This window comes from Mucilaginibacter sp. SMC90 (assembly GCF_022811725.1).
Taxonomy (GTDB): domain Bacteria; phylum Bacteroidota; class Bacteroidia; order Sphingobacteriales; family Sphingobacteriaceae; genus Mucilaginibacter.
This window is the reverse complement of sequence record NZ_CP094527.1, coordinates 6,001,114-6,024,962: the sequence shown is the minus strand read 5'-3', so window position 1 is coordinate 6,024,962 and position 23,849 is coordinate 6,001,114. Positions and strand designations below refer to the sequence as shown.

Below are 23,849 nucleotides of genomic sequence, written 5' to 3'. Positions count from 1 at the left end.
ACCTTGAGAGATAAGATCTCATGACATATTAAAGCGCCTTGGCTGCAACGTACAAAGATTTGTGTTGTCTTATTCATGAAAATACGGAAAAGCCTGCCTATGCAATTAACAAATACTCCACCAGTTGAAAAGAATATTGCGCCGTCAACTGCGCCAAAACTGCTTTATATTGATAATTTGAAAGTTGCACTTACTATCCTGGTGGTATTGCATCATGCCTTTATTACGTACGGCGCACCGGGTGGCTGGTATTTTACAGATAAGACCACACATGAAGGTGCACTTATTCCCATGACCTTGTTTGTTGCCGTAAATCAGTCGTTTTTTATGGGGTTGTTCTTCTTTATTTCGGCGTATTTTACAGAATCTTCACTACAAAAGAAAGGGGCGGGGATTTTTATTGTTGACAGGTTAAAGCGTTTGGGGATTCCATTATTGTTTTACTCATTTGTTTTGTCGCCGGTATTGAGTTTCATCGTTTACCGCCTTGCCTACGGACACCATATCACCTATTTTCAATATTTAAGCGGTTTTGACGGATGGATAGATTTTGGAGTATTGTGGTTTGTGGCTGCGTTACTTTTGTTCAGTTTGTTTTTTGTATTGATCCGCTCGTTGATAAAGCCTCGAAATAAACCATTAAAGAAAGCACCATCAGCTGGTGCTATTGTAGTATTTGCTGCCGGATTAGGATTAGCATCATATATAGTACGCATGGTTTTCCCGATTGGTTGGATACTTAAACCTGTTGGGTTTCAATTGGCGCATTTTTCGCAGTATATAGTTATGTTTTTGATGGGCATAATAGCATCAAGAAATAACTGGCTTAGTGGTTTTGCCCTCAAAACCGGCCGGCTATTTGCCTGGCTGGCAGTTTTCATGATTTTGGTGGTATTTCCTGTAATCTTCTTTGTAAAAGAAAATACCCACAGTTCGGTTGAAACTTTGAGCGGGCAAGGGCATTGGCAATCATTAATGTATGCTTGCTGGGAGCAGTTTACCGGTGTTTTTATTATGGCAGCGTTGTTAATTATTGCCAAACATAAATGGGTTAAGCAATCAAAGCTGTTGAAAGGTATATCGCGTGCTGCATTTGGGGTGTACATCTTCCATCCACTTGTACTGATCTCGCTTTCGATGATTGCCATAGGTTGGCCGGTAGATCCCGGCTATAAATTATTGATAGTTGCTCCGCTGGCCGTAACGGGCAGTTTTCTGTTATCAGCTGTTTTGCTGAAGATACCGGGCATAAATAAAGTTATCTGATCCGAAAGAGGACGGTATATGTACATAATCGAACATGTTAAAAAGTTGGACTTTGTTTAAATATCTGATTTTTAATTATTTAAAACAATGGCACGATATGCGTGTATAATAAGATACAGGGTGAGATTTACCTGATTTAGTTGATCGATATCAGTGAGATGCTGTCGAGATTGCGTTCCGGGGTGAGATACGGAACGCATTTTTTTTGCCTCACCCTAAATCCCTCTCCGGATGAGAGGGACTTGAAAAAAAATGTAGTTTGCAAATCTCCCCGGGATGAGGAGATTTGAGGGGGCTATTGTTTGCCCTTCAAACTATCAGCTTTCGCTTTATCGCGTTTTTTGAAAAACCCGCGAAGCAAGAAGTTATGCTGTGCAGCTTCAAGGTCATCATTTAATTTGATAGATGCTGCCTGCAGATTGTTAATGGCCGATTGCGTTTGTACTGCCGCTTTCTGATCGTTCAATAGTACGCCAAGTGCATTATCTGTGCTGTTAAGCTTATTGCTTGCTTTAGTAAGATTGCTGGTAAGTGTTGATGCATTTGTAGCCGTCTGTTGCAGCTGGGTTACGGCCTGTTTAATTTGCGCAAAAGTAGCTGTGTCGGTAAGCATTTTATCTGCAAGGCCGCCCTTAGTGTTCATTTTACGGCTAAACTGATCAAGCTGTACCGCCATTAACGCTGCGCTTTGTGTAGTAGCCTGAAGGTTGCGCATAGCGCCTCGCAGCTGCATAGCCATGGTACTATCGGCAAGTAGTGCCCCTACGGTACCTTTGCCTTGCAATATGTTGTGGCTTAATGATTTAAAATCATTAGTGATGGCTAACAGGTTTTGGTTATTATCCTGCAGGGTTTTTAGCATGTCATCGGTGGAAAGCATTTTTTCGGCCTTTAGTACATCACCGTCTTCTATAACAGGTGCCTGCGCGGTGCCGCCTTCTATTACAATGATCTTGTTACCTATCAAACCATCTGATCCTATTTTGGCCATAGCGTTACGGCGGATATATTGTTGGGTAGCCTCATCAACATTCATATACACCTGAACCTCCGACGGGCCAATGAATTTGATGTTACTGATAGTGCCCACCTTAACGCCCGAAAACCAAATGGCGTTGCCCTTTTTTAACCCGGCAACATCGGTAAATATGGCGCTTAGCTTTATGTTTTTAACAAAGGCTTTTTGCTGGCCACCCAGGGTGAATACCCCCAGGATAAATAAAATAAGGCCAAGTGCCAGGAATATGCCTACTATGATCGATTTTCTGTTTTCTGCTGGATCCATGATAATGGTATATCTTATCTAAGTGTTGTTATTGAATAAAGTTGTAGTCGTAAAATGGTTTCACCCGGCTGTCGTTGGTATTAAATACCTCATCGAAAGTGCCGGTACGTTGAAACTGCCCGTCTAAGAGCATAGCAATCCTGTCGCCGGTTTGTTTGGCGCAGGTAAGGTCATGTGTTATGATAATGGATGATGTGTTATAACGCTGCTGCACCTCGTTAATGAGGTCATTGATTTCGATACAGGTAATAGGGTCGAGGCCGGCGGTTGGCTCATCGTACAACATGATCTCGGGGTTGAGGATCAGTGTGCGGGCAATGCCAATACGCTTGCGCTGCCCCCCCGAAAGCTCGGATGGCATCTGATTAATAGTTTGTGACAGCCCAACCGCATCCAGTACAGTTTCAACAGCGGTGTTGATCTCGCCGCGGGTAAGGTTACGTTTGTTGCGTACCAGCGGAAACTCCAGGTTTTTGCGAACGGTCATACTATCGTACAAGGCACTGTTCTGAAATGAAAACCCTATTCTGATACGCAGCTTCTGCAATTCATCTTCGGTTATATGGGCAATATCCTGTCCAAATACTTTTACCATGCCCTCATCGGGTTTGAGCAGGCCTGATATGATCTTGATCAGCACCGATTTACCCGTACCCGAACGACCAAGTACCACCAGGTTTTCGCCCTGGTAAAGATCAAGGTCGATACCGCGAAGCACCGCATAGTCCTGGAAAGCTTTTTTGAGGCCCCTGATGCTGATAACCGGGTTATTATGATCTGCCTGTACTGCTGCCTTTTTCATATCTCAATTAATTAGCGGAACCAGCCGGTTATCTGTACAATAATAACTTCTTCAATAAATACCAGGAACATGGCAGTAATTACCGCTCCGTTTGCGGCCTTGCCCACGCCTTCGGTACCCTTATTTGAGTTATAGCCCTGGTAACAACCAACAATGCCAATGGTAAAACCAAATACAATTGATTTGATGAGCGATGCCACAAAATCGGTAAAAGTTAAGGGCTCAAAAACTTCCTGTATAAAGGTTGTCCAGGTGGTGCCTTCGTTTTGGGTAACGTTCAAATAACCGCCAAACAAAGCCACAAAGCCCGTGTAGGTCGACAAAATAGGAATGGTAAGGGTGGTAGCCAAAACACGGGTGCACACCAGGTATTTAAAAGGTTTTGTGCCCGATACTTCCATGGCATCTATCTGCTCGGTTACCCTCATCGAACCTAATTCGGCACCAATACTTGAGCCCACCTTTCCTGAGGCTATGAGCGCGGTAACCAATGGCGCAAGCGCGCGCATGATAGCTATAGATACTAATGAAGGGAGCCATGATTCGGCACCAAATTGCGACAATGATGGCCTTGACTGCTTGGTGAATATCACGCCAACAATGAAACCTGTAACCGATATCAGTGTAAATGAACGTACTCCAACCTCATAACATTGGCGTACAACTTCCTTGAGTTCAAAGGGCGGTACAAAAGCTTCTTTAAAAAAACGGAGGATAAACTGGTTGATATTATAAAGCGTCAAAAAAAAGTCGCTCAGGCTTTGTTTAAACCTTGCTAATCTTTTTGGGTGCTTTGTTATGCTTTGCGTATTGTCCATTCAATAGGTACTTGTATTAATATACGGTTACTTCTACAAAACCTGCCGGAGTTTGTTTGCCAGGCTCCGTTTATTTCATTGAAATACTTTTTAAATCGTTTTAAAAACAGTGTTGCTGATTGCCAAAATGAAATAAAAGTATTATATATCAATGTGTTATTTTGTTGTTTGTAACAATAATTTTAAATGTTTTTGTTAATTTAAAACCAAATAATGTAAAGAAAGTATTATATCTTACCTCTGTATAAAAAGTACATTTGATAATAAACCAATTATAAATGCTATAGCAAAACCCCGGCCAAAAACCGCACCGGTTTTAAGCGGGCAAATTATCAAATACAGTGTTAATGGCAGATTAAATTACAGCTAATTAAATCCTTTTGACCATTTGGGTTAAATGTTTAAACTTATTTGCCTGCAAACCTAAAAGTTAAAATTTATATAGCGTAACGCAGCCCTTAAAATATCGTTAATGAAGTGTAAAATTTTGATATGTTGCCTTTTTATGCTGTATTTCCCGGCATTGCTGAGTGCGCAATCAAATCCATTTCAGTTTTCAAGGCTTGATATTAATAACGGGTTATCGCATAATCAGGTTAACTGCGTTTATAAGGATGATAAAGGTTTTATGTGGTTTGGCACCTTATCGGGGCTTAACAAGTATGATGGGTATAAGATCAAAACCTTTAAACATGCCGGTAATGATACCACCACTTTAGATGACGATTACATTGTTAGCATAACACCCGGCCCGGAAAATAAGCTCTGGATCGAAACCCGCACGGGCTTTAATATTTATGATCCTGCTACCGAGAAATTTACCCGTAACTACAAAGATTTCCTGTACAAGATAAAACTTTATGACCCTTACATCGCTGCTATTAAAAACGACAGGTTCGGCAATTTTTGGTTTTTGCACCACAACAAAAATCAGGGTGTTTACAAATACGATCCCAAAACAAAACTGCTTACCAATTTAGCGCATAAGGATGCTGACAGCAGTTCTATCTTTACTAATATGGTTACCGATCTTTCGGTAGATTCAAAGAAGGGTATTTGGCTGGTATCCAACACCGGTGTTTTGGAAAGGCTGGATCCGGTTACCTACAAAGTTAATTATCGCAGGGCACTTGGTGGTTTGCCGCCCGGCCTCAGCTCATCGTACAAAATATATATCGACAGGCAGGATGATATATGGGTTTTTGTGCCGAGCTATTCATCCGGGGTGTTTTACCTCAATATGGAAAAGGGCATTTTTAAGCATATTGGTAAAGGTGCGGCCGGTACAGGCCTTAATACAGATGTTGTATCAGACCTGGCACAAGATGATCAAAACAGGATATGGATAGCAACGGACCATGGCGGTATAAACTTGCTTAACAAGCATACTTTTAGTTTAAGTTATATGCTTAATCGCGAGGATGACAATAAAACGATAGGGCAAAACTGCGTAACCTGCATGTATCGTGATTATTCGGGTATTATGTGGTGCGGCACTTATAAAAGAGGCTTAAGTTATTACCATCCAAGTATCATCAAATTTGCAGGTTACACCCACCATCTCAGTGATGTTAACAGCTTACCCTTTAGCGACGTAAATAATTTTGCCGAAGACAAGCTGGGCAATATATGGATTGGTACCAATGGCGGAGGCCTCATTTACTGGAACCGTAAAACCGGCAGTTTTAAACAATACCTGCATAATGCCGGTGATAATAATAGCTTAACCAACAATGTTATAGTTTGCCTGTATGTTGATCATGAACAAAAACTATGGATAGGCACCTATTATGGGGGGCTTGATTGTTATGACGGTAAAACTTTTAAACACTACAAACATATTGATGGAGAGGCCAAGAGTATTTCTGAAAACAGGATCTGCTCTATCATGGAAGATAGCGACCAGAATCTTTGGGTAGGTACGCTGTCGGCAGGGCTGAATAAGCTTAACCGGAACCGGCAGGTGATAAAGAGTTATAAATTTGATGGCGATATTACCCAAAACACCATCCATTCAAACTATGTAAGTGCCCTGCTTGAAGACCGGCAAAAAAATATTTGGGTAATAACCGCCTATGGGGTTGATAAGCTTGATCAAAAAGAGAATAAGTTTACTCATTACCTGCATGATGATAAAGATGCGAATAGCCTCATAAACAATAATACCAATAATATTTTGGAGGACAGTAAGGGGCTGATATGGATCAGTACTCGCGAGGGCCTCAATATTTTCAACCCGGCCACAAAAAAGTTTACGGCGCTTACCAAACAGGATGGCCTGCCTGATAATACAACTATAGATATCAGGGAAGATGAAAACCATAACATTTGGGTAAGTACACCCAACGGGCTGTCAAATATTATTGTTGACAGGAGTAAGCCACAACTCCAATTTCATTTTATAAACTATAATGAAGCCGATGGATTGCAGGGGCGCGAGTTTGCCGAAAACTCGTCAGGCAAGACCGGCGAAGGGGAGTTGATTTTTGGCGGAGGGAACGGATTTAATGTTTTTAAACCATCAGCCCTGCATTTTGATAAAAGCAGCTCAACGTTATTATTTACCGATTTTCAATTGTTTGACAAAAGTTTGGGCGTTGGCGAAAAGGTTAATGGCCGGATAATATTACCCGAATCTATTTCTCAGCTTAAAGAAATAGTGCTTAACTACGATCAGAACGTGTTTTCGATTGAATTTGCGGCACTTACTTTCTTTAACCCGGATAAGGTTAAGCTACAATATGCTATGGAGGGCTTTTACGATGGCTGGATTTCGGTTGATAACAAGCTTCGTAAAGCCACTTATAACCTTGAGCCCGGCGATTACACTTTTAAAGTGAGAGCAACCAATAACGAGTTTTGGAACGGAAAGGAAATATCGCTGCATATCAGGATCCTGCCTCCATTTTGGAAAACTACCTGGGCTTATATAGTTTACGCATTGCTGTTTATAGGCGTACTGTTTTATTTCAGGCAACGGGGCATCAAAAAGCTAAAGGCGCAATTCTCTATTGAAAAGGAGCGCGAAGAGGCCCAGCGTATGCATGAACTTGACCTGATGAAGATTAAATTTTTTACCAACGTAAGTCATGAATTTCGTACGCCGCTATCGCTGATCATGGCCCCGGTTGATAAGATCCTGAAACAGGTGAGCGAGCCCGAAACCCGTCGCCAGCTAACAATGATCACCCGTAATGCCAAACGCCTCCTTAATTTGGTTAACCAGCTAATGGATTTCAGGAAAATGGAATATCAGGAGCTTAAGCTGTATAGGCGATCAGGAAATATCATCAGCTTTATTAAAGAACTGTCGTGGTCGTTCACCGATATTGCCGATCAAAAACATATCAAATTTGTTTTTGATACCGATGTTGATGAGTTTGTTACCAGTTTTGATCATGACAAAATTGAGCGTATCCTGTTTAACCTGCTGTCAAACGCTTACAAGTTTACGCATGAGGGTGGGCAGGTAAGTGTACTGCTTAGCCTGAAACCCAACCAGGAGGAGGATAAATATCTGCTGGAGATCCGGGTGATGGACACAGGTATCGGAATCCCTGAAGAAAAAAGAGAGCGGATCTTTGATCCTTTCTTTCAGCATGATATTCCGGGTTCTATGTTAAACCAGGGCAGCGGGATCGGGCTTGCCATTACCAAAGAGTTTGTAAAGCTGCATGAGGGTGAAATTTTTGTAGAGAGTGAACATAACCAGGGCAGTTGCTTTACGGTGATATTACCATTACAAAAAGTTGATGAAACGTTGTTTACGGATACTGAGCATCACCTGCAGCATAGTATGGAGTTTATGGCCGAGGGGGATTTGGCAAAGCCTGCTCAACCAAAAGAAACCCGTGATGCTAAAAAGCCAACAGTGTTACTGGTAGAAGACAACGGGGATTTCAGGTTTTACATTAAGGATAATTTAAAAGATGCCTTTAACATTATCGAGGCCGAAAATGGTAAAAAAGGCTGGCAGAGGGCATTGGCCCAGCACCCTAACCTGGTAGTAAGTGATATCAGCATGCCCGAAATGAATGGCATTGATCTGTGCCGCAAGATCAAGGGCGATTCGCGTACATCACATATTCCGGTGATATTGCTCACTGCCCAAACAGGGGAGGAGCAGCAGATCAAAGGCTTGGAAACCGGTGCCGCCGATTATATGACCAAGCCGTTTAACTTCGAGATCCTGCATTCTAAAATAAAAAACATCCTTAACCAGCAGGAAAAAATGCGCAAAACCTACCAGAAACAGGTAGATGTTACACCAACTGAACTGCAGGTAGATTCGCCGGAAGAATTGTTTATTAAAAAAGTACTGCTACTGATAGATGCCAATATCTCCAACCCTAATTTTTCTGTTGAAGAATTAAGCAGCGATATGTTTGTAAGCCGCTATACACTCTACAAAAAGATCCTGCAAATGACGGGTAAAACCCCCAATGAGCTTGTGCGTTCCATGCGTTTAAAACGCGCTGCACAATTGCTTGAAACCGGACATCTTACCATATCTCAAATTTGCCACAAGGTTGGCTTCAAGAGCCAGAAATACTTTGTACGCACCTTTAAAGCCGAGTTTAACAGCATTCCATCCAAGTATCAGGAAGCTATGAGCCAGGATTGACCGTTGATTTTTCTGGATTACGCTGATTGCGCTGATTTTTTCTGAACCGGGATTGAATGGGTTTTCTGGATTAATGGGTTTTGCTGCCGCGGGTTTAGCGATAACGTAACTTCGTCCTAAAATAAGGCAAGCATCCTGCTTGCGACGGCTGCAATGCTCGTTTGTGGAAAATAAGTAAGATCAAATTTTCATTGTAGTTAAGCTGAAAGCTTAACACATTTTAGGACGAAGTTACGCTATCGCTAAACTTCGACCAGTGGCAGAAATAGCGGAATCTCTCCTATTTCAAAATTATCTTCTTTTTATCTCCCAATAAACCGCTCCTGGTGATACTATTATCGCACCAAAATGTCATTATAAACCATATCAATGGGTGCACATTTGTAACTATTGTAGCATTTTTATGGCAATTTTTTATATTAAGTTATTGATAATTAGGATTTTAAATATGGTTGACATTTGTACCCCTATTTATCCACAACCGGGCTGTTTGTTGCATATAATTTTACCATCGTTATAATCAATATTAACCACAATCATTTGCTGAGGCAAGGGTTGATATAAACCTAATAAGTAACAAACCAATTTATTAACAGGATGATCCGTCAATGTTAATTGATGAAACGGGGGCCATTACGGGGATAGATAATCTATTTTCAGAGAGATCGGGCATCAGGCAAGGGAAGGAGCGGTATTATCCAGTCTGTATCATTAAGAACTTAAAATCTAAATAAATCAATATTAACTAACAATCAATTATGGGAAAAATTCTACGAATAGCATTGCTGTTCTCCTTTCTGTTGATGTGCATCCGGGGGATGGCGCAAAACCAGGGAACGGTGGTGCAGGGAACAGTTTCAGACGAAAAGGGCGTCACCCTGCCGGGCGTTACAGTTGCTGTTAAGGATAGTAAAACGACGGTGATTACCGATGTTGACGGTAAATTTCGCCTTACTTTACCGGCCAATGCCAAAATTCTTGTTTTTACTTTCATCGGTACCGAAAAACAAGAAGTAGCGATAGGGAGCAAAACAACATTGGCAATTACCCTTAAATCAACAACCACTGCGCTTACTGATGTTAATGTGGTAGCTATCGGCTACGGCTCACAAAGGCGGCAGGATGTTAACGGTGCTATATCATCAGTAAAGGCTGCAGATATAGCAAACATTCCACAGCCAAGTATTGATCAATTGCTGCAGGGTAAAGCTGCGGGTTTAACCATAACTCAAAACTCGGGCGCTCCGGGTAGTTCAACCTCGGTTAGGGTGCGTGGTGTTACCTCGTTGAGTTTATCAAATGAGCCCTTGTATGTAATTGACGGTGTTCCTGTTTCGGGGGATGCAACCAACAAATCAACCAGTGGCCGCTCTCCGCAGTTAACTTCTAACAATGATGAGAATGCAGTGAGTCCACTGGCGTTGATCAATCCGAGCGATATCGAATCTATCGATGTGCTGAAAGATGCATCGGCAACGGCAATTTATGGTAGCCGGGCATCAAACGGTGTAATCATTATTACTACCAAGCGCGGTAAAAACGGTAGTGCGCGCGTGGGTTATGATGGTTATTTCGGTTACCAGGAACAGGGTAAGTTTTTAAAAATGATGAACCTGCAGCAATACGCCGCATTGCAAAATGCCCTTGCCGATGTAATTGGTGTTCAAAAACGCGGTGAGTTTGCCGATCCGAACCTATTGGGTAACGGAACTAACTGGCAGCATGAAATTTTCCGGAACGCGCCGATGCAAAGTCACCAGGTGTCCATTTCAGGTGGTAAAGAAGGTACAGATTATTATATCTCTGGCGGTTATTTAAGGCAATTGGGTACTATTTTGGGCAACGACTTTACCCGTTATACCATCCGCACCAATATCAACTCGCAGGTGAAGGATTGGTTGAAGGTAGGTACCACCATATCCGGTAGTCGTACCAACCAAAATGTATCGATTGGTGATAATAATGGTGTTATTTACGGTGCTTTGTTAAGTGCTCCCGATCAGTCGGTACGTAATGCGGATGGCTCATTTTCTGGTCCGCTGCCGCAGGCTAATCAACAGGGCGGACAAATTAACCCGGTGGCCCAGGCTTTAAGTATCTACAATAACCTAATACGCAGCAATTTTAACGGCGGCGTGTATGCCGAAATGAAATTTACTCGAGATCTGTCATTAAGAAGCCAGTTGAACGGCGATTTCAACTGGTCGAATGCTAAGGTTTTCCAGCCGTCGTATAATTACGGGCCGCTATTTGTTAACCCAACCGCAAAACTTAACGAATATATTGCCAATACTGTTTACTGGGGCTGGCAGGAGTATTTGAACTATAACCACACTTTTGGTAAAAAACATAATGTAGTAGGTTTATTAGGCTATGAGGTTAACGAATCGACCTGGGGCGGTGTTGATGCCGGTGTTCAGAATTTTTTAGGCAATGACCTTAAAACGCTGAACCTTGGCGATGCTAAAACCGCTACTAACGGCGAGTATAAAGACGGCCAGGCGCTTGAGTCGCAATTTGCCCGTGCTATCTATACTTACAATAACAGGTATAGCATCACCGCTACCATTCGCCGTGATAAATCATCAAAATTTGCCGAAGGCCACCAGGTGGGGTATTTCCCATCGTTTGCGGTGTCATGGCGTTTATCTGAAGAGCCTTTCCTGGCTGGAATTAAAAAGATTGCAGATAACGTGAAGCTAAGAGTAGGCTATGGCCAGGTTGGTAACCAGGCAGTGCCTAACTATTTGTATGGCTCGGCTTTAAATTCATTAACTACAGGTTTGGGTACCGGCTTTACCATTGATAAAGTGGCAAACCCTAACCTTACCTGGGAAACAGCTATCCAAACCGATATCGGTATCGATTTCTCTTTGTTCGGCAGGATTGATGCCAGCGTTGATTACTTTGATAAAACATCAAAAAACTTCCTGTTCCAGGCATCGTTACCGGCATTCCTGTTAGGTCAAAGTGCTGAGTATTCAGGTACAGGTGTAATTGCGCCGCCTTATGTTAACGGTGGTAAATTGTATAATCGCGGTATTGAGTTCACCATCAATTCAAGAAACATAGCTACAACCAACTTCAGGTGGAACACTACGCTGATCTTCTCAAAGTATAAAAACAAAGTTGTATCACTTGCCAATGGTGTGCCCTTCATCAACAGGAGTGTTGGCGTAAGCTTCCTGTCGTTACCGGTTACACGTACTGTTGCGGGCGGACCTGTGGGTGAGTTTTACGGCTATGAAGTTCAGGGTATTTTCAAAACTGCCGATCAGCTGCGCAATGCACCAATTCAGTTTGGCCGTGCAGTGGCTAATAACTCAGCAGGCACCTGGCTGGGCGATATTCAATACAAGGATTTAAACCATGACGGCAAAATTGACGAATCGGATCAGACCAGTTTAGGTAGTGGTAACCCTAAGTTTACTTACGGTATTACCAACTCGTTTAGCTATAAATCATTTGATCTTTCGTTCTTCCTTAACGGATCATATGGTGCTAAGATCTTCAATGTGCTTAACTATTCTATCAGCGGCTTATCCGGCCTTTATCAAAACCAGCTTGCTTCCGTAGGTAATTTCTGGACACCTCAAAATCCTAATTCAAATATCCCGGCCCCGCGCGGCGGCGATAACCCTAACCTGAAAAACTCCGATAGGTTCATCGAAAGCGGATCATTCCTACGGGTGCAAAATGTTAGTCTTGGTTACAACCTGCCATTATCGTGGATCAGGCACATCAAGCTTAATCGCCTTAAGGTTTATGTAAGCGGGCAAAACCTGTATGTGTTTACACCATATAAGGGCCTCGATCCGGAAATTGGGTCAATAAATCAGGATGCGTTTTTAAATGGAGTTGATATCGGCAGGTATCCTTCACCACGTACCATCACATTTGGAGTTAACGCTGAATTTTAATTTTTGGATATACCTGATATGAAAAGATATATAAAATATTTATTAGGGCTAACGGTTGTAACAGGTGTTACAGCAAGCAGCTGTAAAAAGGACTTCTTTAATCGTCCGCCCCAAAGTGCCATCACTTTGGATAATTACTATAAAACTAACGACCAGGTGGTTGCCAGTACAAATGATTTGTACAGTGCGGTATGGTTTGGCTGGTGCGGTAAAGCCGGCTGGTCAATAACCGAGCTGATGGGCGGCAATGGCCGTACCTACTCATCTGATGTAGTGAACTTTGAGAATTTTTCGGTAACCGACGCTAACTTTGAGTTAGGTGGCGCATGGAACTCGTTGTACATTGTAGTGGCCCAGGCCAATGCTTTAATCAATAACCTGCCTGTAAAAGTGGGTTCAGGAGTTGATAAGGCTGTGATAAACAATGCCCTTGGCGAAGCTCACCTATTCCGCGCGTTAGCTTATTTCCATTTGGTGCGTACCTGGGGGCCGGTGCCAATAATTGAGAATAGTTTGGATTATGTGTCAAACTACCAGATCAACACCAATCCTATTCCCGATGTATACAAATTTATTGTTAACGATTTGAAATTTGCTGAGGATAACCTCGCTAAAATGGGACCACGCAGTGGTAAATCATCAGGCCGTGTTTCAAGCGGATCGGCATCAGCATTACTTGCCAAAGTTTACCTGTATATGCAGGATTATCAAAACTCACTGGCCGAAGCCAACAAGGTAATCAGCAGTGGCGAGTTTAAATTATATGGTGTTGATGTAGCCGGTAAAACCTTTGCCGATTTATACCTGACAGCTAATAACAATAACGAGGAGTCAATTATTCAATTACAATGGTCGGCCACAGGTGGTTATGGAAAAGGTAACCCGCAGCAGGCTTCCTTCGCTTATAATTCAGTAATAACCGGTACGGGAGATGGCTATGGCGTGCTTGCACCAACTTTCGACCTGCAGGATATGTATGAATCGGGCGATTTACGCCGGAAAGCTACCATTATGCTTCCGGGTGATCATTATCCCGAAATAAACCAGGCGGCAGGCGGTTACACGCTGCCCGATAATGCCAACTCGCAAGGCACGCATGCACAAGTAAAAAAATATGTGGTTGGTACCCCTGCTGATAACGGAGGTTTGGGTGCAGCACAATCTGCCGCGAACAATACCTACATGATGCGTTACGCCGAAGTTTTCCTGATCAAAGCCGAAGCCATCATGGCAGGTGCTAAAACCAGCAGTGATCCGGAAGCTTTGGCTGCTATCAACAAGATCAGGAACAGGGCAGGTTTAGGTAACCTAACCACTATTAAACGTGGATACTACCTGGCAAACCCAGCGCTTAAACTGGCAGGAGCACCGGCTAATACACCAAAAGAACTTTACCGCGACGATATACTGGATGAAAGAAGGCGCGAATTTGCTTTTGAAAATGATTTCTGGTTTGACCTGGGCCGATTGGATGGCTATAATGTAACCACCCACCCGATAGCCGTTAGCATTATCAAAAACCAGGACAGGGGAACTTCTGATAACAGCACGCCGCCGCAGCGTTATGGTAACGAATATAATTCAATTGTTAGCGATGCCAATTTCAGGCTACCGTACCCAGCTACCGAAGTGGCATCAAACCCTAAGTTAAAAGACGCGCCGGTACCTTATGTATTTAAATAATCAAACCATGAAAAAGATATTTCAACAATCCAAATCATTTTACTGGATGCTATCGGTTTTGATGGTGTTTGGTATGGCCTCGTGCCGTAAATATAATGACAGGGGTACCGGTGGCACCGGCGCTCCTAAAATAACCAGGGTAAGGTATGTGAGTAAAACAGATACTATTAAAGATGTATCGCACCCGGTAAACCTCGATTCATCTAATGTGTATGATGATATTAAGCTGGTTAAGTTCGATTCGACAGTGACCCAGGGGCGTTTAAACACACAGTATGCCATCATCGGCGAAAACCTGCTGAATACAACCCATGTTTACTTTAACGGTACCGAGGTTTATTTTAACCCTGCTTTGGTAAGTGATAAAACCATCATTGTTACCATAGGCTCAAATGTGCCTTTTGGGTCAAGCCAGTCAAATAAACTTACGGTAGTTACCACGCAGGGCAAGGTTGATTATGACTTCAGCATAGCACAACCGCCGCCGGTAATCACTTCGTTTGCGCCGCTTGCAGCAGGAGCGGGCGATATTGTTACCATAACAGGCAGCGTATTTAGCGATATTGTTAGTGTTAAGTTTGATGATACCCCGGCTGAAATTGTAGGTACGCCAACAACAACCGAAATAAAGGTAAAAGTACCAGCCGGCATTGTTCAGGCTTATGTATATGTTACAACAGCAGGTGGTACAACCAAGTCTGCCGCTTCGTTCGGTTTCAAATATTTAATTTATGGCGATGACCTTACGCTGTACTGGGGCGGTAACGGTGGCGGATATGATGGTTATGGCAGTACCCGCGATTATGCCAGCACAGCTCATGTAAAACGTGGTACTCACGCTATAGCGGTTAATGTTGATAACGGTTACGGTGCATTGCAGTTAGGTTATGGAGGCGCTACCCTAAACGTGGCTTCATCGGGTTTAACATCAATAAAAGTATCTATTTACGGAGGTACAAACTTTAAAACCGGCGATAGGGTACAGCTTGTGGTAAATGGTGGGTATGACAAAGCCGTTCCACTCACTATTGTACCTGGTGCCTACACGGATTTTACCATTCCGTTAAGCAGTTTGGGCAATCCGACAACGATATCTGAAATTACTTTTCAAACTTTAGGAGTTGGGGCACCAGCCACCTTCTATGTTGACGATCTCGGATTTATCTAAATTTTATCGGGTCGCCGTCATTCGCACGGCGGCGACTCTGACTTTAAAATTTAACAGCATGAAAATTTATAGCTTAATAACCGGTGTGGTACTATTGCTGCTGGCAGACAAGGTACAGACTCAAAAGAACCTGGTAACCAACGGTGGTTTTGAAGATGAAATGTACGGCTGGAATGATGGTGGGGTTAAGCTTACCCCATGGGATGTGAAAACCGGCAAAAGTAGTTGTGCTATCATTTCAACTAATGCTGCAAACTGGCTTGGTATCGATCAGTTGGTTACTATACCGAAAAAAGCAGGCAAGCTTGAATTTAGCGCATGGCTTAAAATTATCAATGTGGTAAAAGGGAAAGACGACTGGAACGGCGCAGTTTTCAGCGTTGAGTTTCTGGATAAAGCGGATAAAAAGACTGGCGACGGGGTGAACATAGTTACACTAACCGGCGATCATCCCTGGGAGTTGGCTTCAAAGGAGGTCTTGATACCTGCCGGCGCGGTGCGCTTTAAATTGCTTTTGGCAATGGGTAACGCTACAGGCACATTTTTAATTGATGATGTTGCCGTGAAGGCGATAATGAGCGATGGGGTAACAAAAAATTAATAATAAATTGTGTAAACGTTATTTTGTTGATATAAAAATGTTAAATTAGTATCATCAATTAGCAAACTTTATTAGTGGGATTTTATGATGACAAGTAATGTAATGCGAGAGATAACTCCGCTAACGCCAAGTGATTGTTTTACTATTTTTTCGAGGGTAAAAAAGAAATTTGACTTTCCGCTTCATTATCATGACGAGTATGAGCTCAATTTAATTATCAATGCCAAGGGGGCCAAAAGGGTGGTGGGTGGCCACATTGAGGTTATTGAAGAAGTGGAGCTGGCGCTGGTTGGTCCTAATTTATATCACGCCTGGTTTACGCACCAATGCCAGAGCGAAGATATAACCGAGGTTACTATTCAGTTTCATAAGGATTTGTTTGATGAGAAATTTCTGAAACGCAATCAGTTAAGTTTTGTGAAGAGTATGCTGGAGCGTTCGCAAAGAGGGATTTCCTTTTCGCCGGAAACAATTTATGCGCTTAAGGACAGGATAACGATGCTGGACAAAAAAAGTGGTTTTGACTCAGTGCTGGAGCTTTTATCCATCCTTCATGATCTGTCGATTTCCCGTAATATGAAAATGTTGTCGGATCCGAGCTTTACCAACGAGAAGTTTTATTACAACAGCCGCCGTATTGAGAAAGTGTTTGAGCATATGAATGTTAACTATAATAAGCAAATTACCCTTGCCGAAGTAGCTAAAATTGCTAATATGCCCGAAGCTTCATTTAGCAGGTTTATTAAAAAGCGTACAGGTAAAACCTTTATTGATAGTTTAAATGAGATCAGGCTTGGGCATGCATCCAGAATGCTTATCGATTCAACGACTACTGTGGCTGAGATTGCTTACAAATGCGGGTTTAATAATATTTCCAATTTCAACAGGATCTTTAAGCGTAAAAAGATGTGTATCCCCAAGGAGTTTAGAGAAACCTATACCGGAAACCGTGTATTTATTTAACTGTGCTGGCAGTTAAAATATGTTAACCTGTATATAAAGTTAAATAGAAGGTTAAAAAAGTATTATAAAATTGCAGATAATAAATTCATTTTTGGGTAATGCCAATTAGGATCAGGATTTTCAAAATTTAAGAATTTTCAGAATGCTTAAGCACATCCCTATCAGCTTTTATGTACTGGAAGATTTTAATTCTGTTAATTCAAAAATTCTATAAATTCTGATTCAGACAAGATGAAGTTACACTTACTTGATGTTGCCATTATAGTTTTATACCTGCTGAGCACCATTTTTATTGGTTTATGGTACCGTAAAAAGGCCCGCGAAAACAAGGAAAGCTATATGCTGGGCGGCAAATCTTTACCCTGGTATAAGCTGGGTTTAAGCGATGCCTCCGATATGTTCGACATCAGCGGCACCATGTGGATGGTAAGCCTGTGCTTTGTTTATGGCATGAAAAGCATCTGGATCCCATGGCTTTGGCCGGTATTTAACCAGGTGTTTTTAATGATGTACTTGTCGCGCTGGCTGCGCCGGTCAAACGCGGCTACCGGTGCCGAGTGGCTGGCAACCCGTTTTGGCAAAACCGGGCCGGGGGTAACAGGCTCAAATGTGGTGGTTATCGCTTTCGCGCTGTTGAGCTGTTTCGGTTTTTTAGCGTACGGGTTTATAGGTTTAGGTAAGTTCATTGAAATATTTATCCCCTGGGATTTGGTTAAGGCTTACGTACCATTTAGTGTAGCGCCTCAGTATGTGCCGCATGTGTACGGGATCATATTTACGCTGTTCGCCATGTTTTACTCTATTATAGGCGGTATGCACAGTATTGTGCTGGGCGATATGATCAAATACGGCATTATGACGGTGGCCTGCGTATGGATCAGCTTTATTGCTGCCGGGAAATTGCATGGAAGCCACCTCAATGTACCTGACGGCTGGTATAGCCCATTTTTTGGTAAAAACCTCGGTTTGAGCTGGACGGGGATCATCAACGAGGTAAACAGCAAGATCAAAGCAGATGGTTATTCGCTGTTCGGTTTATTTTTTATGATGATGACCTTTAAAGGTTTCTTTTCGGCGGTAGCCGGGCCGGCACCTAATTATGATATGCAAAAAATCCTCTCCACCCGCTCGCCCGAAGAGGCCAGCAAAATGAGCGGCTTTGTAAATATCATCTTGCTGCCTATCCGCTATGCGCTTATTATAAGTTTAACCATACTCGGCGTTCTTTTTTATCACCAAATGGATTTGAAAGATGCCAAAGGTGTTATCGACTTTGAACGCATTTTGCCGGCTGTTATCAATAACTTTTTGCCGGTTGGTTTAGTGGGTTTGCTGTTAGCCGGTTTACTTGGGGCTTTCATGAGCACCTTCAGCGGCACTATGAACGCGGCGCAGGCATACATTGTGAATGATATCTATCTTAAATACATTAACCCAAAGGCATCAACCAAAAAAATCATTACTGCCAATTACCTGGTAGGCGTTTTTGTGGTAGCAGTGGGCGTGATATTGGGTTTTTTTGTAAAAGATGTGAATAGTGTGCTGCAATGGATAGTATCGGCACTTTATGGCGGTTATATAGCCAGTAACGTACTTAAATGGCATTGGTGGCGCTTTAATGCCAACGGCTTTTTTTACGGGATGCTTTCGGGGATCTTATCGGCGATGATCTTCTCCCTTATTATACCGTCGGTTGAGTTGTTGTACTGGTTCCCGGTGTTGTTTGCTATTTCGCTGGCGGGCTCGGTTATCGGCTCTTACGCTACAGCGCCAACAGATCTGAGCGTGTTGAAATCGTTTTACACAACGGTGAGACCATGGGGTGTTTGGGGGCCCGTTAAGGCAATTGTAATGGAGAGCGATCCTTCATTTGTGCCCAACAAAAACTTTAAGCTAAACATGTTCAATGTGGTTATAGGCACTATTACGCAATGCAGCCTTACAATATTGCCCATGTACCTGATACTGGCACAAAAAACATCCCTGATAGTTACCATCGCCATACTGGTGGTCACGATTACTATACTGAAGAAAACCTGGTGGGACAAACTAAAAGATTATTGATAAAAGATATATATGACGCAGGAATTTAACCAAAGGCTCATTCAGTTACAGGCCGAACAAGCGCAATTAATTAACCGGGAAAACGAGGTTGAGGAAACAGGCAACGGTATTTTTAGCCGGTTTAAATACCCTGTGCTTACAGCAGCCCATACCCCGCTTGAGTGGCGGTATGATCTTGACGCCAAAACCAATCCTCACTTGATGGAGCGCTTTGGTATCAATGCTGTTTTTAACGCCGGAGCCATAAAATTTAATGGCAAATACCTCATGGTAGCACGCGTTGAAGGGGCCGATCGTAAATCATTTTTTGCGGTAGCCGAGAGTGCTGACGGTATCAATGGTTTTAGATTCTGGGATTACCCGATTGAATTGCCTCAAACCGATGAGCCAGATACCAATGTGTATGATATGCGCCTTACGCAACATGAGGATGGCTGGATCTACGGTTTGTTCTGCACTGAACGCCGCGATCCGGAAGCGCCGTCGCATGATCAGTCGATGGCGATAGCGGCTTGTGGTATTGCGCGTACAAAAGACCTGGTGCAATGGGAGCGCCTGCCCGACCTGAAAACCAATTCGCCCCAGCAGCGTAACGTAGTATTACACCCCGAATTTGTTGATGGTAAGTATGCATTGTATACGCGTCCGCAGGATGGTTTTATCAGCGCAGGTACCGGCGGTGGTATAGGTTTTGGCTTGTGCGATACCATGGAGAATGCTGTGGTTGATCAGGAAACCATCATCCACAATAAAAATTACCATACCGTTTACGAAGCCAAAAACGGCCAGGGCCCGGCACCAATTAAAACGGGGAAAGGCTGGCTGCACCTTGCGCATGGTGTGCGCAATACAGCTGCAGGTTTACGCTATGTGTTGTACATGTTCATGACGGATACAAATGATCTTACCAAAGTGCTGTATCAGCCGGCCGGCTACTTTTTGGCCCCGGTAGGCGAGGAGCGGATAGGCGATGTATCAAACGTAGTATTCTGCAACGGCTGGATAGCCGACGAGGATGGTACTGTGTATGTTTACTACGCATCTTCAGATACCCGCATGCATGTGGCTACCACCACCATTGATAAACTGATTGATTATGCTATGAACACACCGGAAGATGGTTTGCGTTCGGCTTCATCGGTGCAGGTAGTGTATAATATTATTGATAAAAATAAAGGTTTAGGCCAGTTACAGGAAGCCAGCGCCTGAACACTTAACCTCTGAGCATATATTCTTCATCTTTCAAAGAGGGGTAGGTGCAATTCCCCTTTTGAAAGGGGCGGAGGTGTGTTACTTGGCGCGTGATGAAACACAACCCTGTAACCACGCTACTTAACGTGCCCCCTCTCAAGAGGGGAGTTTAAAAGGTGGCTATAAAATAAGCTTTTCAAAGCAGGGGCGGTGCGATTCCCCTCTTGAGAGGGGTGGAGGGGTGTGTTTTTTCACGCGACAAACACATTCACCGCTAATTCATTACTATTTACTAAACAATCTTAAAACCATACACCAATAGTAGCGGGTTAAAACCTGCGTGCCACTTATCTTAAAAGGAAATGTGGAGGAGGTGTGCCTGTAAACTATGACAAATAACAAGCTTCAATCATCAAACCCTGTATCAAGAGAGCAACTCGCTACATTCAGTAACGAATTAACAGCAGAGTTGAAAAGCATTCTCAACTATTGGCTCAACCACACAGTTGATGAAGTGAACGGCGGTTTTTGGGGTAAGATAGATAACGGGAACCAGGTTACTCCTGATGCCGCAAAAGGTTCGGTGTTAAATGCACGGATCCTGTGGAGTTTTTCGGCTGCTTATAATCAAAATCCTGATAAAGCTTATTTGCACGCAGCAACCCGGGCTTATGATTATATCAAGGTTTGTTTTGTTGACGAAGAGTTTGGCGGCGTGTATTGGTCGGTTAGTTATAAGGGCGATAAGCTTGACACCAAAAAGCAGGTGTATGCCAATGCTTTTACCATTTACGCATTGAGTGAATATTATATGGCCTCAAAACTGGAAAGAGTGAAAGAGGAAGCCATCGGCCTGTATCGCCTCTTGGTTGATAAAAGTTACGATCAGGGTAACACAGGATATCTCGAAGCTTTCACGCGCGACTGGCAACCCCTCGGCGATCTGCGGCTGAGCGCCAAGGATGCCAACGAAAAAAAGACCATGAATACCCACCTGCATGTACTGGAAGCTTATACCAACCTGTACCGCATCTGGCCTGATGAAGAGCTTAAACAACAAATAGAAACTTTGATCAATAATTTCTTTGATCATTTTATTGATGCCGAAGCCGGTCACCTCGTACTGTTTTTTGACGAGGACTGGAACCGCAGGTCAAACACGGTATCATACGGGCACGATATTGAGGCTACCTGGCTCCTGCTGGAAGCTGCCGAAACTATTGGCAATCAGGAAATGATCACAAAGATCAATGGCGTTTGTATCGCGATAGCAGAAGCAACTATTCAAGGTTTAGATATCGATGGTGGCTTGTGGTATGAATATGAACCGGCAGATGATCATCTCATTAAGGAGAAACATTGGTGGGTGCAGGCCGAAGCCATGGTTGGTTTTTACAATGCCTGGCAGGTAAGCGTCAATGATAAATACCTTCAACTGGCCCTTGATAATTGGGCTTTTGTAAAGGATAAAATACTGGACAAACAAAATGGCGAATGGTTTTGGGGCATCAGAGCCGATGGAAGCATTATGCCCGGCGAGGATAAAGCGGGGCTGTGGAAATGCCCCTACCACAACAGCCGTGCGTGTATTGAAATTATTAATCGGATAAAAACATTGAAATGAAATTATTTAAAACATTCATAGTAGTACTGCCGCTTGTCCTCCTGATCACGGGGGCATGCAAAAAAGGCAGTAAACCCGCCCCCGACCCAACATCTGTTGTCGTTGACCCTGGTAATGGCGGCGCTACAGGCCCTATCACGGCACCAACTGATCCTTCGGTAGCGGCAACCCAGGGCTTTTTTCTTGACGACTGGCAGGGGAAGACTTTCAGCAAACCGGCAACTGTTGATGCAGCCAAACCAACGGCCAGCACATCCATTACCGTAACGGCCGATTTTAGCCAGGTAGTATCAAAAGTATCCAAATACATGTTTGGTAATAACATTAACCCTTTTACCGGGCAATACACTGATGCGGGTACAGTGACCAATATTACTAACCTGTCGCCAAATATCATCCGGGCACCGGGAGGGAGTTTATCTGATGTGTATTTCTGGGATTTAGCTGCGTACGGTAAGCCGACCGATGTACCCGATCATCTTCTGAAACCTGATGGTACAGTTGATAACGATAGCGGTTATTGGAGCGGCAATGTAAATGATAGCTGGTCATTAAGTTTAAGCAATTATTACAGCCTGCTGCAAAAAACAAATACTACTGGTATCATCACCGTAAATTACGCCTATGCCCGGTACGGCACCAGCAATGATCCGGTGGCTACTGCCGCGCACCTGGCCGCGCAATGGGTACGTTACGATAAAGGTAAAACCAAGTATTGGGAAGTTGGCAACGAGTGTTATGGCAACTGGGAAGCCTGTTACCGCATTGATGTAAGCAAAAATAAAGACGGTCAGCCGGCTATAATTACCGGCGATCTGTACGGTAAGCATTTTAAGGTTTTTGCCGATTCGATGCGTAAAGCTGCAGCCGATATTGGCACAACCATAAAAATTGGCGCTGTGCTGCATGAAAGTGCCGATAGTTCAAATCCCACCATTGTAGCCAACTGGAACCCCGGGGCTTTGGCGCAGATAGGTGACAAGGCCGACTTTTTTATCGTGCATAACTACTATACTAATTACAATGAAAATTCAACCGCGCTGACTATCCTCGAAACTGCCCCGGCATCATCAAAAACAATGATGGATTATGTTAAAGGAGCCATACAAACAGCCGGTGTGCCTCAAAAGCCCATCGCACTTACCGAATGGAATATATTTTCATCAGGTTCAAAGCAGCAGATCTCAAATATTGCCGGTGTACATGCCGTAATGGTTTTGGGCGAAATTATCAAAGATCAATACGGCCAGGCCAGCAGATGGGATTTGGCAAATAGCTGGGATACTAACCACCCGGGCGATGATCATGGCTTATTCAGTATCGGTCAGCCGGATGCACCTGATTTTACGCCACGGCCAGCATTTTATTACATGTATTACTTTCAGAAATATTTTGGCGACAGGATGATCAGCTCCTCCGTTAGCGGAAGTTCGGATATTGTGAGCTACGCCTCATCCTTTAACTCGGGTGAAGCAGGCGTAGTGCTGGTTAACAAAAGCACTACCGACCAGGTGGTAAGCATCAATTTTAAAAACTACAATACCGGCAGTAATTATTATTACTATACACTAAAAGGCGGTACTGATAACGGCGAATTTTCGACCAAGGTAACGGTGAATGGCAATGGCCCGGCAGTAGCTTACGGAGGCCCGTCAAACTATAAAACCATAGCGGCAAGCACAACCGGTACCAGCGGAGGCATTAAAGTAAGCGTACCTGCAAGGGGAGTGGTGTTTTTGGTGGCCGATAAAAAATAACACATCTGAATATGGCTTATGTTTAGTTTTGAAAGCATTAATTTGGATGTGCCAAGAGGAGATCAAGTTGCAGAACCCAGACT

General features: G+C 43.3%; 14 protein-coding genes. 11 read left to right on the top strand and 3 right to left on the bottom strand.

All coding sequences use genetic code 11. The features are described 5' to 3' along the window. Window positions 1–75 precede the first annotated feature (75 nt). Window positions 76–1,266: an acyltransferase gene (locus MTO98_RS24770; protein WP_243481669.1), complete on the top strand. Its 1,191-nt coding sequence runs from the start codon at window positions 76–78 to the stop codon at window positions 1,264–1,266. 295 nt (window positions 1,267–1,561) lie between these two features. On the opposite strand, the gene MTO98_RS24765 is transcribed toward MTO98_RS24770, so the two are convergent. Genes MTO98_RS24765 through MTO98_RS24755 form a run of 3 tightly spaced genes read right to left on the bottom strand, consistent with a single transcriptional unit; the run spans window position 1,562 to window position 4,171 of the window. Beyond that, window positions 1,562–2,551, bottom strand: a complete 990-nt coding sequence (locus MTO98_RS24765; RefSeq protein ID WP_243481668.1) for an MlaD family protein — start codon at window positions 2,549–2,551, stop codon at window positions 1,562–1,564. A 28-nt stretch (window positions 2,552–2,579) separates the two neighbouring features. Then, a complete protein-coding gene (locus tag MTO98_RS24760; RefSeq protein WP_243481667.1) occupies window positions 2,580–3,353 on the bottom strand; it encodes an ABC transporter ATP-binding protein in 774 nt (257 codons plus the stop codon). 11 nt (window positions 3,354–3,364) lie between these two features. After that, entirely contained in the window at window positions 3,365–4,171 is an 807-nt protein-coding gene (locus MTO98_RS24755; protein WP_243481666.1) for an ABC transporter permease, read from the bottom strand. Between the two features lie 472 nt (window positions 4,172–4,643). Between MTO98_RS24755 and MTO98_RS24750 the strand changes: the two genes are divergently transcribed. The 10 genes from MTO98_RS24750 (at window position 4,644) to MTO98_RS24705 (ending at window position 23,766) form a co-directional block, all read left to right on the top strand. Then, complete coding sequence (locus MTO98_RS24750; RefSeq protein WP_243481665.1) at window positions 4,644–8,795, top strand: hybrid sensor histidine kinase/response regulator transcription factor; 4,152 nt, start codon at window positions 4,644–4,646, stop codon at window positions 8,793–8,795. Window positions 8,796–9,553: 758 nt separating this feature from the next. After that, on the top strand, window positions 9,554–12,715 hold the full coding sequence (locus MTO98_RS24745; RefSeq protein ID WP_243481664.1) for a TonB-dependent receptor: 3,162 nt from the start codon (window positions 9,554–9,556) through the stop codon (window positions 12,713–12,715). An 18-nt stretch (window positions 12,716–12,733) separates the two neighbouring features. Next, complete coding sequence (locus MTO98_RS24740; RefSeq protein ID WP_243481663.1) at window positions 12,734–14,398, top strand: RagB/SusD family nutrient uptake outer membrane protein; 1,665 nt, start codon at window positions 12,734–12,736, stop codon at window positions 14,396–14,398. Between the two features lie 7 nt (window positions 14,399–14,405). Further along, window positions 14,406–15,566, top strand: a complete 1,161-nt coding sequence (locus tag MTO98_RS24735) for an IPT/TIG domain-containing protein (RefSeq protein ID WP_243481662.1) — start codon at window positions 14,406–14,408, stop codon at window positions 15,564–15,566. Window positions 15,567–15,624: 58 nt separating this feature from the next. Further along, window positions 15,625–16,167, top strand: a complete 543-nt coding sequence (locus tag MTO98_RS24730; RefSeq protein ID WP_243481661.1) for a hypothetical protein — start codon at window positions 15,625–15,627, stop codon at window positions 16,165–16,167. 102 nt (window positions 16,168–16,269) lie between these two features. Next, on the top strand, window positions 16,270–17,130 hold the full coding sequence (locus tag MTO98_RS24725; RefSeq protein ID WP_243481660.1) for an AraC family transcriptional regulator: 861 nt from the start codon (window positions 16,270–16,272) through the stop codon (window positions 17,128–17,130). 231 nt (window positions 17,131–17,361) lie between these two features. Beyond that, complete coding sequence (locus MTO98_RS24720) at window positions 17,362–19,194, top strand: sodium:solute symporter family protein (RefSeq protein WP_243481659.1); 1,833 nt, start codon at window positions 17,362–17,364, stop codon at window positions 19,192–19,194. 12 nt (window positions 19,195–19,206) lie between these two features. Continuing rightward, a complete protein-coding gene (locus MTO98_RS24715; protein WP_243481658.1) occupies window positions 19,207–20,403 on the top strand; it encodes a glycosidase in 1,197 nt (398 codons plus the stop codon). 370 nt (window positions 20,404–20,773) lie between these two features. Beyond that, window positions 20,774–22,009: an AGE family epimerase/isomerase gene (locus MTO98_RS24710; protein WP_243481657.1), complete on the top strand. Its 1,236-nt coding sequence runs from the start codon at window positions 20,774–20,776 to the stop codon at window positions 22,007–22,009. Next, entirely contained in the window at window positions 22,006–23,766 is a 1,761-nt protein-coding gene (locus tag MTO98_RS24705) for an alpha-L-arabinofuranosidase (protein WP_243481656.1), read from the top strand. The genes MTO98_RS24710 and MTO98_RS24705 overlap by 4 nt, the downstream gene beginning before the upstream one ends. Window positions 23,767–23,849: the final 83 nt, after the last annotated feature.

Coding starts and splice junctions, on each gene's coding strand:
- MTO98_RS24735 (WP_243481662.1), top strand. CDS start 14,406: ATGAAAAAGATATTTCAACAATCCAAATCATTTTACTGGATGCTATCG.
- MTO98_RS24755 (WP_243481666.1), bottom strand. CDS start 4,171: ATGGACAATACGCAAAGCATAACAAAGCACCCAAAAAGATTAGCAAGG.
- MTO98_RS24770 (WP_243481669.1), top strand. CDS start 76: ATGAAAATACGGAAAAGCCTGCCTATGCAATTAACAAATACTCCACCA.
- MTO98_RS24760 (WP_243481667.1), bottom strand. CDS start 3,353: ATGAAAAAGGCAGCAGTACAGGCAGATCATAATAACCCGGTTATCAGC.
- MTO98_RS24715 (WP_243481658.1), top strand. CDS start 19,207: ATGACGCAGGAATTTAACCAAAGGCTCATTCAGTTACAGGCCGAACAA.
- MTO98_RS24725 (WP_243481660.1), top strand. CDS start 16,270: ATGCGAGAGATAACTCCGCTAACGCCAAGTGATTGTTTTACTATTTTT.
- MTO98_RS24705 (WP_243481656.1), top strand. CDS start 22,006: ATGAAATTATTTAAAACATTCATAGTAGTACTGCCGCTTGTCCTCCTG.
- MTO98_RS24730 (WP_243481661.1), top strand. CDS start 15,625: ATGAAAATTTATAGCTTAATAACCGGTGTGGTACTATTGCTGCTGGCA.
- MTO98_RS24720 (WP_243481659.1), top strand. CDS start 17,362: ATGAAGTTACACTTACTTGATGTTGCCATTATAGTTTTATACCTGCTG.
- MTO98_RS24710 (WP_243481657.1), top strand. CDS start 20,774: ATGACAAATAACAAGCTTCAATCATCAAACCCTGTATCAAGAGAGCAA.
- MTO98_RS24765 (WP_243481668.1), bottom strand. CDS start 2,551: ATGGATCCAGCAGAAAACAGAAAATCGATCATAGTAGGCATATTCCTG.
- MTO98_RS24740 (WP_243481663.1), top strand. CDS start 12,734: ATGAAAAGATATATAAAATATTTATTAGGGCTAACGGTTGTAACAGGT.
- MTO98_RS24745 (WP_243481664.1), top strand. CDS start 9,554: ATGGGAAAAATTCTACGAATAGCATTGCTGTTCTCCTTTCTGTTGATG.
- MTO98_RS24750 (WP_243481665.1), top strand. CDS start 4,644: ATGAAGTGTAAAATTTTGATATGTTGCCTTTTTATGCTGTATTTCCCG.